A 15,222-nucleotide genomic window follows, 5' to 3' on the forward strand; every position below is an offset into this window, starting at 1 on the left:
AAGACACTAAGATTTCAATGTTCTCTGGGACTCTATCTCTGCTATCTAATAGGTTACTACAACCAGCAGCGACCTCATTCATTTAACGGTGGCGTGTCTCACGTTGGAGCTGAGGAAAATCTTAAATTACTGTCCGATATCAGCTGACCACCACAACCCACATTACCAAGCGCTTGTCAAGCCGTTTTAATGTCACAGCATAATGCTGCTAGCTCACGGGTTCGAGTGAGAAGCTATCGTCAAAACCTCCACCACTTCGATATATTCACTTAACTCTTCTTATTAACATTAACCCCTCAGCTGCTCTAACTCCCACTGAAGCTCCTCTATATTCGCTTTGCCTTTTAGCATTAATAATAGAGCGAGAGTGAGGCTCTTCTCGCATTTCAAGTCCATATGCTTCAAGAGCTTTAATTTTCGTTTCAAGATGCGCTGAAATATCAACAAACACATTAGGAACAAATGAGAGGCTGCCCGGGGAATTCCATTCTGTGCTGGAAAGCACTTCAAACGCATAAATTTCTCTAAAACTACTTCCAGGTACTGGGCGACAGACAGTCATCACGGCCTGATGAGCAATTCGATGATCAACATTCAAGTCACCGTAATGGTGCGTATATATCACTTCAGGACGAATTTCTTGAATAACTTTTTCTAACGCCTGGACAACCTCAAGAAATGGCACGCTATCGGTGCGTTGATCCGGGAAACCCAGCATGTAGGTACGACGAATGCCAAGCACTTTCTGCGCTTTAGCTGCAGCTTCATAGCGTTCTTCGATATCGTTAGTGCTAGCTTTCGGCCTTGAGGTTACCCCGTCAGCAAGAAAGACGGCATGAACGCTATCACCCTCGGCCACGTGACGTGCAATGGTACCGCCACAGCCCAAGGCTTCGTCATCGGTATGCGCAGCTACAACAAGAACAATTTTAGTCATTGAATTGTTCCCAGCTTGTAGGCGTGCCATGTGTTACATCAACCTGCAGCGTTTTACCGATTAGGGTATTGAAATGCTTTGGCTCTATGCCAACCCCAGGTCTGATTCGGCGAATATCTGTTTCAGAGACTGATTCTCCAGCCTTCATATCTCGCATGAAGTAAATCGATCTGCGGAACATCTTATTAGACTGCTCAGCCTCCTGGCGATTGTACCCGGATTTACCAACAGCGGCCCAGGCGTCATAAGCGTCAGTGCATAACCTTTCAAGTTCTTGCGGTTCAATCGAAAAACCACTATCAGGCCCGCCGTCATTACGGTCCAAAATAAAATGCTTTTCAATAAGACACGCACCTAGCGATACGGCAGCAACCGAGGCTGTGGTGCCCAACGTATGATCTGACAAGCCTGGTACGGTATTAAAACGACGCCCTAATTCTACCAGCTGGGCGACATTTGCCTGTTCCATAGGAGCCGGATAGCTGCTAATACAATGTAGTAAAACCAGTTCCTTACAGCCTGCGTTACGAGCGGCTGTAACCGCCTCTTTGATTTCATATTCTGTAGCCATTCCGGTAGACATAATCATCGGCTTTCCGGTTTTAGCAACATACTCCACTAGCGGGAGATCCGTAAGCTCAAATGAGGCAATCTTATATGCTGGAGCGTTCAGCTCTTCCAACAGATCTACAGCACTCTCGTCGAATGGTGTCGAGAAAACAGTGATTCCAAGTTCACGAGCATAATCGAACATGGCTTTATGCCACTCGAAAGGAGTTTGTGCCCACTTGTAAAGGTCGTAAAGCTTATAGCCATCCCATGGCCCACCTTTAATCAGGAACTCAGGGCGGTCGCTGTCGATAGTCATCGTATCCGCTGTATAAGTTTGTAGCTTTATTGCGGAAGCACCTCGTCGTTTTGCTTCCTTGATAGTTTCAAGGGCTCTATCTAAGGAACCATTATGGTTAGCCGAGAGTTCGGCAATAATGTAAGGCGGGTGTTCTGGACCAATTTTTACACCATCAATACTTATTTTCATGTTGTCTCCTGCTTTGTTTTTTTGCGAATCTTTACGGTAGCTGTAAGCTCGCCTTCACAAGTATTAGCACCAGAGAACTCAAGAATAAATTCACCATGTTCCAAATAGGCCTTCGGATAAGTTGGAGCATCTAACATACGGATATGATTATAAAGACTTTTGATGGAGCCAAATACTGGCAGCAAGCTTTGCTCAGGTGTCCTGCGTTTGAATATCACCGGTTCGCCTTTCTGGAGTTCTGGTTGTGGCTCATTCTTTATTATCCATCGGATCAACTCGAAACTCAGCTCACCCGCCCGTAGATAAACTTCATGGGCCGTTCCTTCCAACAGGAAACGACGTTTTGCATACACTGGCCCCGCATCCATTTCTTCAACCATACGCAGAGCTGTAAGCATAGTATCTGTATGGCCTCGAACTATTAAATTTTGAAGTGGGCTTCCACCTCGACCATATGGTACGTCAGTCATATGAAAACAAACGCATTCGTAGTTTTTCCAAATAGTTTCGGGGACTAACCAGTTCCAATGGAGGAAAAAAATATAGCGAACGGCCGGATTAGATTCAAGCAGCTGTTCTAGCTCAGAAGGCCTTTCAGCCCACAAGACTCGATCGCCGCTCGATAGTTTGCTGGCAGCGAGTTGCGTTTTATGCCAAGGCTTAGATGAAGCCAAAATATAAGTATTTGTGTGCAAGTTATCTACTCGCGGCCTGAAAAAGTTTTCAAAAATCTAAAAAGCTCTTTTCGGTGTGCGGGCCACTCTTGCGCCAACAGAGCAAACCGCGTCACACTCTCATAACCACCAGATCCAAAGTAGTGGTCACAAAAGGTTCCTTCAGTCCGAAAACCTAACTTTCTATGAAACTTGTAACTTCGTGCGTTGCTTTCCAGAACCTCAGCATTGATTTTATGGAATTGCTCCTCATTAAAAATATAATCCAATGCCTCAACACCCATCTGGGTACCTGTACCTTGTGGAGCATCAGGAGCTGTATAAAATCCCCAAAAGGCATGATTCGCTATGCGATCCATCTCTGTAAAATAAACCACTCCGGCAGGTTTTTCATTCATGTCAACAAACAAAAACCAAGCTGAATCCTTCTTTTGGGATTCACGTCTAAACCACGCTTTGTGCTGATGCAACTCGATAACGCCCTGAGAAAACATACCGGCTCGAACAATTGGGTGGTTCCGCCAGCTCCACATTAACTCCAAGTCTGGCTCATCAAGTTTACGAAGAGACACGATCTTGAATATCCTTTAGGTGTTGCAATACATATTGTGTACCACGACCATCTACGATAGATCTCATAGAATTTGACTGGCTCCGATTGTATTCTGGATATTCCAATGCAAATTTTATGGCTTTGTGAATTCCGCAGGTGTTCAGGATTTCTGCATCACCCAGAAACTGTATAAGACCTTGAACTTCGAGCTCACGGTTTATTTCAGTTTGATTGCTGGCAATACTCGCAACAATGGAGTTCAAGCCGACACACATTCTCTCCCAGTTCGTCGTCCCACCAGCACCCAACATTAGGTCAGCCCTAATCATCAATGCAGCCAGACTTGGCAACCCATAGTGAATGCGTGTTTTTCTTCGATTTACCACCAGCTGTTCCACAGCTTTTGGGGATGGATGGTTCTTGCCAAGCACAACATCTACGAATAGATGTTTAAATGGCTCAGCTTGAAGCGTTTCCAAATAGCCTTCTGTAAGATGACCGTGGTCGCTTCCACCGACAAATACCAAAACTCTCGATATGTTACCATCACGTTCAGGCAGGGCATTGGCCAGCAATTCATACTCTGGTCGCAGCAGTGCATAGCGTGGACCCAGTAAAAGATCACACTCGTTATTGACCTTCACTTTGTAACGTTGTTTTGCATTGCTATCTAACATATTTTGATCCAACAACACCGCACACTCATGCGCCCGGTCTGCCAAGTCGTCAATCACCATAATCTGTCCAACGACCTCGGCCAAAGAGCGTTCCCAATGGGCATCGAGTGCGTAATGATCGACAATCAGCCAATCAGCATTGTGAACAGCAAGCACTTCATGCGTTTGCATTGCATCGGTTTGCCATGGAACACCCAGCCAATCGGAATGAGCAAGCGGTGGCTCATCTTTTTCCAACGTTTCTAATTGTTCTGGTGACTGCAGCAGGTGAAGATCAAACCCCTTTTGCGAGATCAAGTCGACCAGATGGCCTTCATGATTTCTGCAAATAAACAGGCACTGATGGCCCTGTCGACGCAGCTCTTCAGCCAGGGTCAGGCAGCGCATGACATGGCCGGTGCCGATCTGAATGGATGCATCAGCGCGGAAAGCAATTTTCATTGAGTCTCCATTTCTGCCTGCATGGCTTTAAATAGCCACTCAGCACGGGCCCAGTCTTCAGGAGTATCGATATCCTGAACGCGGTTGCGGGGTAGTTTCACCAGCACCGAGTCTTCGCCAAAGATCATTTTCTCTTCCAACCAGGAGTCCGCTGTCCCCCAATAAAATTGACCTGCATCGTGCCAAGCCTCTTCTAGATCCTGGGATCGCGTCTGAAAGTGCTCTGGGTTAAACATAGCAACCCGGCCATTCTCAGTGATCCGGATAGCCCGCTGAATCGGAAAAGCGTAGCTGGTTACCGAAAAGACAAAGCTGGCTACGCTTTGTTGCATTAATTCCCAACCACGCTGAATATCTTCTGGGGTTACAAAAGGTGCCGTTGCGTAGACGCAACAGGCATAACCCACTATCATTTCATGATCATTTACCCATTCGACCGCATGACGAATCACCGGGAGCGTACCCGTGTAGTCATCGGCCAAATCGTTTGGGCGAAGAAATGGCGCTTCTGCACCCCATTGTTCGGCTACTTTGGCGATTTCACGATCGTCTGTGGACACGATAATTCTGTCGAAACAACCGCTGGCTTTTGCAGCTTCAATCGACCAGGCCATCATCGGTTTGCCACAAAAGTCTTTAATGTTTTTACGGGGGATACGTTTGCTGCCGCCGCGAGCGGGGATGATCGCAATTCGGTTCATAAATAGCTTCCAACTTCCAAAGCGATTTTCAGTGCCTGCACTACGTCATCCTGCTGTTCATCCGTCAGTCCCTGGAACATCGGCAAACTAATCGCTTCACGGTAGTACTGCATCGCTTGCGGGAAGGCTTCCGGTTCAAATCCCATTTCCTGGTAATACGGCTGGATATGAACGGGAATATAGTGCAGATTCACAATGATGCCCTGCTCTCTCAGAGACTCAAACACTTGGCGATGTTTTTTGTTGATTGCGTCCAGCTTCAAACGTATCACATACAAATGTAGCCCGGAATAGCTGTCCGGGTGTTGACACGGCGTTGTTACCGGCAGGTCCTTTAAGAGCTCATCATACCGCTTGGCTAGCTCATGCCTGCGGGCAACAAACGCAACTAGCCGACCCATTTGGCTGATGCCTAACGCAGCCTGCAGCTCGGTCATGCGATAGTTATAGCCCAGCTCCACCTGCTGGTAATACCAGGGGCCGTCCGACTCATGCGTCATTAAGTTCAGATCACGGGTAACGCCGTGGCTGCGTAATAAGTTCATGCGGCTGGCCAATTTGTCATTATTGGTCACCGCTATGCCACCTTCGGCAGTAGTAATGATTTTTACAGGATGAAAGCTAAATACAGTAATATCACTGTACCGACCACTGCCTATGAACTCGCCTTGGTACTTACCGCCAATGGCGTGAGAAGCATCTTCAATAAGGCGAAAACCATAGCGTTGGCTAAGCACACTAATCTCTTGCATGTCGCACGATTGACCACATAGATGCACAGCAACGACGACTTTTGGTAAGCGCCTTTCTGTCTCTGCTTGCTCTAGCTTAGCCGCTAGCGCTTTAGGGCAGAGGTTATAGGTGCGTGGATCAATATCAACAAAGTCAACTTGTGCACCGCAATAAAGCCCGCAGTTAGCTGAAGCAACAAAGGTGATCGGTGAAGTCCACAGCCAATCGCCTTCTCCGAGGCCTAGTGACAAGCAGGCAATATGTAATGCAGAGGTAGCACTATTGACTGCTAAGGCATACTTTGCTCCTACATGTGCGGCTACTGTCTGCTCGAAGCGAGGTACTTGCGGCCCCTGGGTGAGGAAGTCGGACTTCAGCACAGAGACCACTGCATCTATATCAGCTTGAGTAATCTCTTGGCGACCGTAAGGGATCATTAAATAGCTCCAATTTTCTCACGATTCTGACTGATCCAGGCCTGAAGATCATCGTCTGTCATCCATTCACTATTGTTATTACTTGAGTAAACAAAGCCATCTGGAACAAGCTTGCCGTCTTTAATCCGGTTGGCATCTTTGTCCCAGTTGTTGATCTGCGGTAAAATCTTAAAATGTTCGAGATATTCGTAAGTATAGTAAGCATCTTCAGCACTGATCATCTGCTCATGTAGCTTTTCACCAGGGCGGATACCTACAACCTCCTGCTTGGCTTCGGGAGCGATCACCCGTGCCAAGTCGATCACCTTCATTGAAGGAATTTTCTTGACGTAGATCTCCCCACCTTCCATATCCTCGAAGGCGTGCCAAACCAGTTCAACACCTTCTTCTAGCGAAATCATAAAGCGGGTCATGCGCTCATCAGTAATCGGCAGTACGCCTCTTCCTCTGATAGACATAAAATATGGAATCACCGAGCCGCGTGAGCCCATTACATTGCCGTAGCGAACAACAGAAAACCGAGTGGAGTCATGTCCAGCATAGTGATTGCCAGCAACGAATAACTTATCAGACGTTAACTTTGTCGCGCCATACAGATTAATCGGGCTACTGGCTTTATCGGTTGAAAGCGCCACCAGTTTTTTTACACCTTTATCGATACAAGCATCTACAAGGTTCATAGCTCCGATAACATTTGTCTTTATGCACTCAAAGGGATTGTATTCAGCTGTGGGGACAATCTTAGTCGCCGCCGCGTGAACAACATAGTCTACCCCGTCCAATGCACGATAAAGGCGCTCACGATCCCGCACATCACCGATAAAGAAGCGCACACGAGAATCACCCTCAAACTTTTTAGCCATCTCCCATTGTTTCATTTCATCACGTGAAAAAATAATGACTTTTTTGGGGTTATAACGAGCCAGCAACATAGGAATGAACGTATGGCCGAAGGAGCCTGTACCGCCAGTAATAAGAACACTTGCATCATTAAACATAATTGATGTCCATATATTTATCTAATATTCATCACGGCAACTGCGCGACGATGCCCCTTATTCTGTGGGAAACCCCGGTGAAATCCGCTTTGATCAGAAATCACAAGTGCACCTTTTTTAGCCATAACAGGAATTATTTTTTCCTTTTCAACAAAGGGAGCTTCTGTTCTGTTCGGCAGAACACTTGAGAGGGCTACGTTGAAACGACGGTATTTACTATCTTTATGACTTTCCTGTACATACGTATAAGGCCCATCATCAAGCGAAATACAATCAGTTAAGTATATAAATGCTTTTAACTGAGGAAAATAGGAGTCGGCATGAAATCCCCGAGTTTCGGTAACACCCTCGTTTAGATAAAAATTTAAATTTTTACAACTAGCGCGTTTATTTCCACCAGAGATAACACGAAGTATATTTGAAGCTTCATAGACCCTCCTTAACTTGTTAAGGCTAGGATAAGCTAAATCAACATTAAATATATCAATCATACCTCTATCTTGTCCAATTTTACCTAGCCTCACCTGCGCAACTGCTTTATCATAGTTTGACAATTGATCATACCCTGAAAGCTTAGCAACACCTTTCTGGATAAGCAATTCTTCAGATTCTTCCAAATTTTTACCTGAAGAGAAAAAACACTGCATTCTTTCGTTCAAATCACTAATCACCCTTTCTATATCACTGAAAATCTCGTTAGATATAAAATTAGGTATAATAACAATACCCGTCCTATCTAAACAGGCACTAACCTCTTCAACATTATCTAAGTTGTCAAAAGTAACTTCATCACATCTTTCCTTAACATCTAAAATGGAAAGACCCTTAATATATTCGACTGTATCACTATTAATCTCAACGATATCATTCATATCAATTTTTTTATTTTTCAACACCCCCCCCCACTTTCCTGTATCTACCTTATGATCTGATGAAACCTTTTCTTTTTGGTTCAGAAGTAATTTAATACCGACATCTAATTTTTCCGCACTACCAGAACTATAATTTACTCTCTTGCTTGGTGACGGGAACATATCCTTTTTACTTATTTCATCCAGCTTAAACAGAAGACCAGTAGAAAATTCTTTTTCAACGTCACCAATATAATCATGGCAATAAACTGAAGGAATACCGAAGTTCAATGCATCTAATGCGCACGTTGAAGAATGAGTTATATGAACACTCGATTGACTCAAAGAGTCATTGATTGTGATTTTATTTGGATCCTCAATCTTTGATTTTACGCCTTCTTTTTTGAGTAAACTTAAAACTTCTTTTGCCTCACCTAAGTGCAATGGATGAGGTCTGATAACCACTTCCCTTTTTTTAATCTCAGCAACACGTTTAATTTCGTCAATAGGAACTGGAATTCCTTTCGATTGCGGTTGATGGGTATATAGTATTTTCTTTCCTTTTCTGTGAGTCTGAGTAGAAAAGATAGGATTACCGCCCTCAACAATGGAAGCTCCTGCCGCAATATGGCTATCTTTTATTAGCATTCTTGTAGCCATATCACTCCATGTCCAAAAAACATCTGGAAGCAAGGGGCTGCCAATCTCATTTTTCTTAAATCTTGAATAACATGGGTGCTTAAACCCATTGATTCCATGCTGAACATCAATAACCGTAATACCCAGCATTTTACAGGCAAGAATAATAGGGAAATAATAAAGACCATAATAAACTCTAAAAACCAAAGCATCAACATCTGACTCTTTCAACAAATTATAGTACTCAGCTACCATTCCATTCATCAAGTAAAACCTCTCTTCTAAACTTGATCGAATACTGGTGCCAAAATACTCCTGAAGCATAGAGTCAAAAAAATCGATTTCCTCTTTTTGTTTATTACTTAACACTCTTTTAAGTTGAGTAGGAAGAAGCTCTAGCTTTTCAACCTCCACACCTTTGTTCTCAAAACCTTTAATGATATTTTTAAAAAATTCCTCATCGAAAAAGTAACCAACTTTCTTGATATCTTTTTTCTCTGGATAGCTGCTAGAATTCACGCCTGAAAGCGCCACCCCTCCCTTAAAAGCAACCGTCCCTTTTCGATTAATTTCTTTAAGGCAGAAATGGAAGCTCTCTCTTATAAGCGGTGAATAAGTTAAAGCATAGCCATCAGGCAGACTAGAAACAATCTCATCAAACACAGAAAATTTTTCATCAGCAAGCATAAAACCTATTCCCTCTAAATAGCTCAACTAAGCAACTCAAAAAGGTTATCATCCTGACCCAAAAACGCAGCTTTAGCTGGATTAACTTTTGGAGGTATTTCACTGTTGTCTTTTTCAACAGCGGGAGGAAGCAGCTCTTGCGCTTCAAGAAACTCTAGCGCTTTCTCCTGGCTAACGTCCGCTATCAATTCAAAAGCCATGTCATGCGCTGCAAAAACCGCACTGAGAATAAAAGCAAGCTTCATTCTCTCTTTTTCACTCAGTTTAGCCATACGCTCGTGACTTGGGAGGAATAGCATATCGGCGCTTTCCTGCTCAGTGGCGCAAGGTGCGCGGGCGTTTAGTTCTTTTGGAAAGTGGCTATATTGGCTGATGTTATGAAAGCGGTAGAAACGAAAGCCATTACGGCTGGCCCAGTGCTGTAGCTCTGCGAAATTTGGTTGGTGTTGATGCGTAGGCTGGAAGACAACGCGTGCCTGAACCAGCAGTGTATTTATGAGCGACTTTTTACCATATTCTAGCACGCTCATGGCATCACTCAGGTCATCAAGAATCAACCAGTCGAGGTTCCCCAGACCTTCAATACTATCCAGAGCCACTGTATTGATGGGCAGTTCAGCTAAAGGTTTTGTGCCTAGCTGGTGGCGTTTAGGGAGTTGTTCGGCCGGTAGTGGTGTGAGAATACTGGTCATTTCCGGAGCGACACAAGCGTGCAACTTTGTTGGCTTCCCATTGCCGAGCAGTGCGTGCTGAAATAGCTGTATATACTCACTGCCTTCGTATTGCTTGACCTCCTTTATTTCACTGGCGGGGTCAAAGGCGACAATACCAAAGGCTTCCGTAGCCGCCATCTGGTCGGCAAGGCCACTTTTGAGCAGGCTGGCGCGATTATCAAGCACCATAATTTTACCTTTGATTTGCCAGGTAAAATTATCTGTCAATGACAAACGGCTAGTTTGTTGCCCGTTGTTTTCCGGTTCCCCCCCCGACTTAGCACCAACCAACTGTTGCAAAGAGTTATCAACCTTAAAGTCAGGCTTAGTCGCTCGGCTGGCTAAGCGCTGACGGTGACGCTTTCTCTGGGTAATCGTGAAGTCTTTATTGCCCGCTCGCTGCCCCACCAGGGGCGTTAGAGCACCAATCAGTCTATCGGTAGCGCGGTCAAGGTGATGCTTCTCTTTGCCTACTTGCCAGGCACGAGCTACGTAGTCCTGGTAAAGGTCTTCGTCATCGAAAAAGCTGATGACTGCATCAACGAGAGGTTGCAGCTCTTCATCACTGAGTAAGTGATGGTAGGGTTCCTCATAGCAGGCATCCGGAAAATCAAAGGCAATACCAGCATTGCCTATCATTTCAGGCATGCCTCCCCGGTTGGTAATCAGTGCAGGAATTCCGTTAAGCATGGCCTCCGCAAGCACTCTTCCAGAGCTTTCCCACCATAGGCTAGGAGCCATCACCACACGAGCACGCCCGTATGGGCCGCGCATATCGTTGGTATTGGCAGTAACGGTTACATTACTCAACGAGTTACGTAGCTCACCCATTCGGCGTGTGGTTTCCCGCAGCACAGCGGGCCAGTCAGACCGTGCTTCCACCACTTCAAGCTCAATATCGGGCCTTTCTCTTTCTAGCTTTTCTGCCAGTTGCACAAATACGCTGCCCCCTTTTTGCCAACTGGGGTTAACAAACAGCAGCCGATTTCGTTCATGGCGTTCAGCGATAAAGCTTTCTGGGGCAATGAACTTACCTACCGGTTTGGCTGAATAACCAATCGTTTGACGGTACATATCCGCCGTTGCTTGGCTATCGGTGAGGATCAAGTCGACATCACGACACCAGCGTGGTGACTTATAGTTACCATTGGCCAAGTAGAAAGCGACAGGAATATCGCGATCACGCGCTTCATCGGCAATAAGCATGTCCAAGGTTTGGCCACCGTAGAACCAAACAATATCCGGCTTAAATGAATCCAGCATGTAGAGATACTGGCTGTACCACAGCCCTTCTTCGTGGGTCGTAAAGTGATTACGGTTATGGCTATAGCTCACTACCAGCTGATGAGTCAGTGGGCCATCTTCAGCTTCGATTAGTTGGTGCAAGTGAGCGTTCAGGTCTGGAAATTGCTCTTTGAGTTTTCCCATCCCCTTAGGATTATCAAATACGGTCGCGCCCAATATTTGGACTTCATACCCATAAGCTACCAGTTGCAACAGCATTTGCCGCACTGTCATGCTGGCCCCGCTAGAGGAGTCTAGCAGGCAGAATGGATTAGCCCATAATATGCGGGGCTTGCGTTTTTGATTAGTAGATGAAGAAGAGGTCTTAACCATGAAGCAGCTCACACAGAAAAAAGGCAATTTATCTATCTTACCGTGGTAGCGCGGTGACCAAAGGCGCGAATGCAGAGGTATTTAAGTAGATGTTCTCGCAATCAGCACCACTCAGACATTGCAGCAAGCAAAAAACGGGACCGATTGGCCCCGTTCTTTATTTTCTAGCTTATCTTTACCGGCTCGAATATTAGCCCAGCAGAGATAGTACAGACTGAGGCGTCTGGTTAGCCTGCGCCAGCATGGAGGTACCGGCCTGCTGAAGAATGTTAGCGCGTGTCATGTTAGACACTTCCACTGCGTAGTCGGCATCTTCGATACGCGAGCGAGCTTCAGAAAGATTGGTAGACGTCGTTGCCAGGTTATCGATTACCGAGTCGAAGCGGTTAAGCGTTGCACCCAGGGTTGCACGGTTGGTATCAAGGGTTTCAGTTGCAGTATCAACAGAGTCAACCAAGTCTTGGAACTCTTGGTGAACGACACCCGCCGCACCACCGGAAGTAATTGCAAATGTGCTGCCGGTAACAGCACCACCTGACAACCCAAGACCATCTACGGTGGCGTCAAGCGTAGTAACAGAAATAACGTCTTCAGCATCAGTATTAGAACCAATCTGAATATTGAGGGTACCGCCACCGCTGACGTTCAGCAGGTTAGTGCCGTTAAAGTTGTTACTGCCAGCTACACGGTCAATTTCAGCCAGGCGCTCGTTGATTTCGGTAACGATCGCATCACGGTCTTCTGTAGCGTTAGTATCGTTAGCACCCTGAACTGCTAGCTCACGAATGCGCTGGAGGTTGTCATTGATTTGATCAAGACCACCTTCCATGGTTTGTACTAAGGAAATACCGTCGCTAGCGTTACGGCTAGCTTGATCCATGCCTTTGATTTGAGCCGTCATTTTGTTGGCAATGGCTTGACCAGCAGCGTCATCAGAAGCGCTGTTGATACGCAGACCAGATGACAGGCGCTCTTGCGCCTTAGCCAACATAGACTGAGAGTTGGAAAGATTATTCTGACCGATCAGGGCAGTAATGTTAGTGTTGATTACAGACATGTGAGTGCTCCTTGGAGATTAACTGGCCTAGTGGCCTGCTTTGCGGCACTTGCGTTGCCGTTATTATAATTAACGGCAGCTCCGCCAACTTCTTTAAAAAAACCGCTTTTTTTTATGTAAGCTACTGTAACCTAGCTAACGCGACAACTGTCAACTAACACCGAGTTCGGTGTTGTCTGCCTTAAATAAAAACGGGGCCTATTGGCCCCGTAATTACTCGCTTTTGAAACATTACTTGCTAAGGTATTAACCTAGCAGGGACAGTACAGACTGTGGCGTCTGGTTAGCCTGTGCCAGCATGGAGGTACCCGCCTGCTGGAGAATGTTTGCACGCGTCATGTTAGACACTTCCACTGCGTAGTCGGCATCTTCGATGCGCGAGCGAGCCTCGGAGAGGTTTGTGGATGTCGTGGCCAGGTTATCAATCACAGAGTCAAAGCGGTTAAGAGTAGCACCTAGTGTCGCGCGATCGGTATCTAGCGACTCAGTTGCAACATCAACAGCATCAACCAAGTTTTGGAAGCTGGTATGTGCCGCGTCGCTTCCAGACCCAGCAATAGCGAACGTTGAAGCACCACTAGCTGTTGTAATTACACTAGCACCACTACCTGCATCCAGCTCCAAACCAGTTACTGTTGCATCAAGCGTAGTAACAGTAATAACGTCTTCAGCTTCAGTATTAGAACCAACCTGAATATTGAGAGTGCCGCCACCGCTAACGTTCAGCAGGTTAGTGCCGTTAAAGTTATTGCTGCCAGCTACACGATCAATTTCAGCTAGGCGCTCGTTGATCTCGGTGGTAATTGCATCACGATCTTCTGTGGCGTTGGTGTCGTTGGCGCCTTGTACCGCTAGCTCACGAATACGCTGGAGGTTGTCATTGATTTGATCAAGACCACCTTCCATGGTCTGTACTAAGGAGATGCCGTCGCTAGCGTTACGGCTAGCTTGATCCATGCCTTTGATCTGAGCCGTCATTTTGTTGGCGATGGCTTGACCAGCAGCGTCATCAGAAGCGCTGTTGATGCGCAGGCCAGAAGACAAACGCTCTTGCGCCTTGGCCAACATAGACTGGGAGTTGGAAAGGTTGTTCTGGCCGATCAGGGCCGTAATGTTAGTGTTGATTACAGACATGTGAGTGCTCCTTGGAGATTAACTGGCCTAATGGCCTGCTTTGCGGCACCTGCGTTGCCGTTATAATAATTAACGGCAGCCGCACCCGGTTCTTTAGAAAAAAACGCTTTTTTTATGTAACGCTCTGTGACGTAACGAATTGCCATTCTGTATAGGACGTTACATGCCGCCAACAATCATTAGAAAACCATATTCTCAAGCTACTGTTTGCAGCAGCATTTGCCAGCCTTAAATACCAAAAACGGGGCCTATTGGCCCCGTCGTTACTATCTTTTGCAGATTACCAGCTAGGGTATTAGCCCAGCAGAGACAATACAGACTGCGGCGTCTGGTTAGCCTGTGCCAGCATGGAGGTACCCGCCTGCTGAAGAATATTCGCACGTGTCATATTCGACACTTCCACGGCGTAATCAGCATCTTCTATACGTGAGCGGGCTTCAGAGAGATTAGTCGACGTCGTCGCTAGGTTATCAATCACTGAGTCAAAGCGGTTAAGCGTTGCACCCAAGGTGGCACGGTTGGTATCCAGAGTCTCGGTAGCAGTATCAACAGCATCAACTAGCGCTTGGAAATCGCCGTGTGCGTTAGTAGCAGCTCCGCCACCACTGGTACCTTGAAGTTGGAACTGCGATGCTGCACCACCACTCGCAGCAGTTATCACACCACCAGCAGCTGAGTCTAAATCTAGACCTTCAACAGTGGCGTTAAGAGTAGTAACAGAAATAACATCTTCAGTTTCGGTATTAGAGCCGACCTGAATATTTAGAGTACCACCACCACTGACGTTCAGCAGGTTCGTACCGTTAAAGTTGTTGCTGCCAGCTACACGATCAATTTCAGCTAGACGCTCGTTGATCTCGGTAACGATTGCATCACGATCTTCTGCGGCATTAGTGTCGTTGGCACCCTGAACCGCTAGTTCACGAATACGCTGTAGGTTGTCGTTGATTTGGTCAAGACCGCCTTCCATGGTCTGAACGAGGGAGATGCCGTCGCTAGCGTTACGACTAGCCTGATCCATGCCTTTGATCTGAGCCGTCATTTTATTGGCGATGGCTTGACCAGCAGCGTCATCAGAGGCGCTGTTGATGCGCAGGCCAGAAGACAAACGCTCTTGCGCCTTTGCCAGCATAGACTGCGAATTTGACAAGTTATTCTGGCCGATCAGGGCAGTAATGTTAGTATTGATTACAGACATATGAACACTCCTTGGAGATGAACTGGCCTAATGGCCTGCTTTGCGGCGCTTATGGTGCCGTTATGATAATTAACGGCAGCCCCACCAATTTCTTTAGAAAAATCACTCTTTTTACCGTAAATTAACGTAACTTTTTC

General features: G+C 46.2%; 13 protein-coding genes. All 13 read right to left on the minus strand.

The window, feature by feature from the left end:
- Nucleotides 1-265 precede the first annotated feature (265 nt).
- The 13 genes from YERSI8AC_RS19515 to YERSI8AC_RS19575 all read right to left on the minus strand — a co-directional run bounded on the left by YERSI8AC_RS19515 (nt 266) and on the right by YERSI8AC_RS19575 (nt 15,085).
- The gene (locus YERSI8AC_RS19515; RefSeq protein WP_159177334.1) at nt 266-937 is read right to left on the minus strand and encodes a PIG-L deacetylase family protein; all 672 of its coding nucleotides are present in this window, start codon (nt 935-937) and stop codon (nt 266-268) included.
- Nucleotides 930-1,976, minus strand: coding sequence for a pseudaminic acid synthase (gene pseI, locus YERSI8AC_RS19520; RefSeq protein ID WP_159177335.1), 1,047 nt, complete (start codon nt 1,974-1,976; stop codon nt 930-932). The genes YERSI8AC_RS19515 and pseI overlap by 8 nt, the downstream gene beginning before the upstream one ends.
- Nucleotides 1,973-2,671: a methionyl-tRNA formyltransferase gene (locus tag YERSI8AC_RS19525; RefSeq protein ID WP_159177336.1), complete on the minus strand. Its 699-nt coding sequence runs from the start codon at nt 2,669-2,671 to the stop codon at nt 1,973-1,975. The genes pseI and YERSI8AC_RS19525 overlap by 4 nt, the downstream gene beginning before the upstream one ends.
- A 5-nt stretch (nt 2,672-2,676) precedes the next feature.
- Nucleotides 2,677-3,222 (minus strand): UDP-4-amino-4,6-dideoxy-N-acetyl-beta-L-altrosamine N-acetyltransferase, encoded by a 546-nt coding sequence (gene pseH, locus YERSI8AC_RS19530; protein ID WP_159177337.1) that lies wholly within the window; start codon nt 3,220-3,222, stop codon nt 2,677-2,679.
- The gene (gene pseG, locus YERSI8AC_RS19535) at nt 3,209-4,321 is read right to left on the minus strand and encodes a UDP-2,4-diacetamido-2,4,6-trideoxy-beta-L-altropyranose hydrolase (protein WP_159177338.1); all 1,113 of its coding nucleotides are present in this window, start codon (nt 4,319-4,321) and stop codon (nt 3,209-3,211) included. Before pseG ends, pseH begins: the two co-directional genes overlap by 14 nt.
- Nucleotides 4,318-5,022 (minus strand): pseudaminic acid cytidylyltransferase, encoded by a 705-nt coding sequence (gene pseF / locus YERSI8AC_RS19540; RefSeq protein ID WP_159177339.1) that lies wholly within the window; start codon nt 5,020-5,022, stop codon nt 4,318-4,320. Before pseF ends, pseG begins: the two co-directional genes overlap by 4 nt.
- Complete coding sequence (pseC, locus tag YERSI8AC_RS19545; protein ID WP_159177340.1) at nt 5,019-6,191, minus strand: UDP-4-amino-4,6-dideoxy-N-acetyl-beta-L-altrosamine transaminase; 1,173 nt, start codon at nt 6,189-6,191, stop codon at nt 5,019-5,021. Before pseC ends, pseF begins: the two co-directional genes overlap by 4 nt.
- A complete protein-coding gene (gene pseB / locus YERSI8AC_RS19550; protein WP_159177341.1) occupies nt 6,191-7,189 on the minus strand; it encodes a UDP-N-acetylglucosamine 4,6-dehydratase (inverting) in 999 nt (332 codons plus the stop codon). Before pseB ends, pseC begins: the two co-directional genes overlap by 1 nt.
- Nucleotides 7,190-7,206: 17 nt before the next feature.
- Nucleotides 7,207-9,366 (minus strand): hypothetical protein, encoded by a 2,160-nt coding sequence (locus YERSI8AC_RS19555; protein WP_159177342.1) that lies wholly within the window; start codon nt 9,364-9,366, stop codon nt 7,207-7,209.
- A 23-nt stretch (nt 9,367-9,389) separates the two neighbouring features.
- Complete coding sequence (locus tag YERSI8AC_RS19560; protein WP_201304241.1) at nt 9,390-11,597, minus strand: glycosyltransferase; 2,208 nt, start codon at nt 11,595-11,597, stop codon at nt 9,390-9,392.
- A 289-nt stretch (nt 11,598-11,886) separates the two neighbouring features.
- A complete protein-coding gene (locus tag YERSI8AC_RS19565; RefSeq protein WP_159177344.1) occupies nt 11,887-12,753 on the minus strand; it encodes a flagellin N-terminal helical domain-containing protein in 867 nt (288 codons plus the stop codon).
- A 246-nt stretch (nt 12,754-12,999) separates the two neighbouring features.
- Nucleotides 13,000-13,887 (minus strand): flagellin N-terminal helical domain-containing protein, encoded by an 888-nt coding sequence (locus YERSI8AC_RS19570; protein ID WP_159177345.1) that lies wholly within the window; start codon nt 13,885-13,887, stop codon nt 13,000-13,002.
- A 295-nt stretch (nt 13,888-14,182) separates the two neighbouring features.
- Entirely contained in the window at nt 14,183-15,085 is a 903-nt protein-coding gene (locus YERSI8AC_RS19575; protein ID WP_159177346.1) for a flagellin N-terminal helical domain-containing protein, read from the minus strand.
- Nucleotides 15,086-15,222 lie beyond the last annotated feature (137 nt).

The organism is Halomonas sp. 113 (genome assembly GCF_904067645.1).
In the GTDB taxonomy this organism is placed as follows: Bacteria; Pseudomonadota; Gammaproteobacteria; order Pseudomonadales; family Halomonadaceae; genus Vreelandella; species Vreelandella titanicae.

Bases quoted from the DNA above. Each gene is read 5' to 3' on its own strand.
- YERSI8AC_RS19565 (WP_159177344.1), bottom strand. From the start codon at position 12,753: ATGTCTGTAATCAACACTAACATTACTGCCCTGATCGGTCAGAATAAT.
- YERSI8AC_RS19560 (WP_201304241.1), bottom strand. From the start codon at position 11,597: ATGACAGTGCGGCAAATGCTGTTGCAACTGGTAGCTTATGGGTATGAA.
- YERSI8AC_RS19575 (WP_159177346.1), bottom strand. From the start codon at position 15,085: ATGTCTGTAATCAATACTAACATTACTGCCCTGATCGGCCAGAATAAC.
- YERSI8AC_RS19570 (WP_159177345.1), bottom strand. From the start codon at position 13,887: ATGTCTGTAATCAACACTAACATTACGGCCCTGATCGGCCAGAACAAC.
- pseG (WP_159177338.1), bottom strand. From the start codon at position 4,321: ATGAAAATTGCTTTCCGCGCTGATGCATCCATTCAGATCGGCACCGGC.
- pseF (WP_159177339.1), bottom strand. From the start codon at position 5,022: ATGAACCGAATTGCGATCATCCCCGCTCGCGGCGGCAGCAAACGTATC.
- pseI (WP_159177335.1), bottom strand. From the start codon at position 1,976: ATGAAAATAAGTATTGATGGTGTAAAAATTGGTCCAGAACACCCGCCT.
- pseC (WP_159177340.1), bottom strand. From the start codon at position 6,191: ATGATCCCTTACGGTCGCCAAGAGATTACTCAAGCTGATATAGATGCA.
- YERSI8AC_RS19515 (WP_159177334.1), bottom strand. From the start codon at position 937: ATGACTAAAATTGTTCTTGTTGTAGCTGCGCATACCGATGACGAAGCC.
- pseB (WP_159177341.1), bottom strand. From the start codon at position 7,189: ATGTTTAATGATGCAAGTGTTCTTATTACTGGCGGTACAGGCTCCTTC.
- YERSI8AC_RS19555 (WP_159177342.1), bottom strand. From the start codon at position 9,366: ATGCTTGCTGATGAAAAATTTTCTGTGTTTGATGAGATTGTTTCTAGT.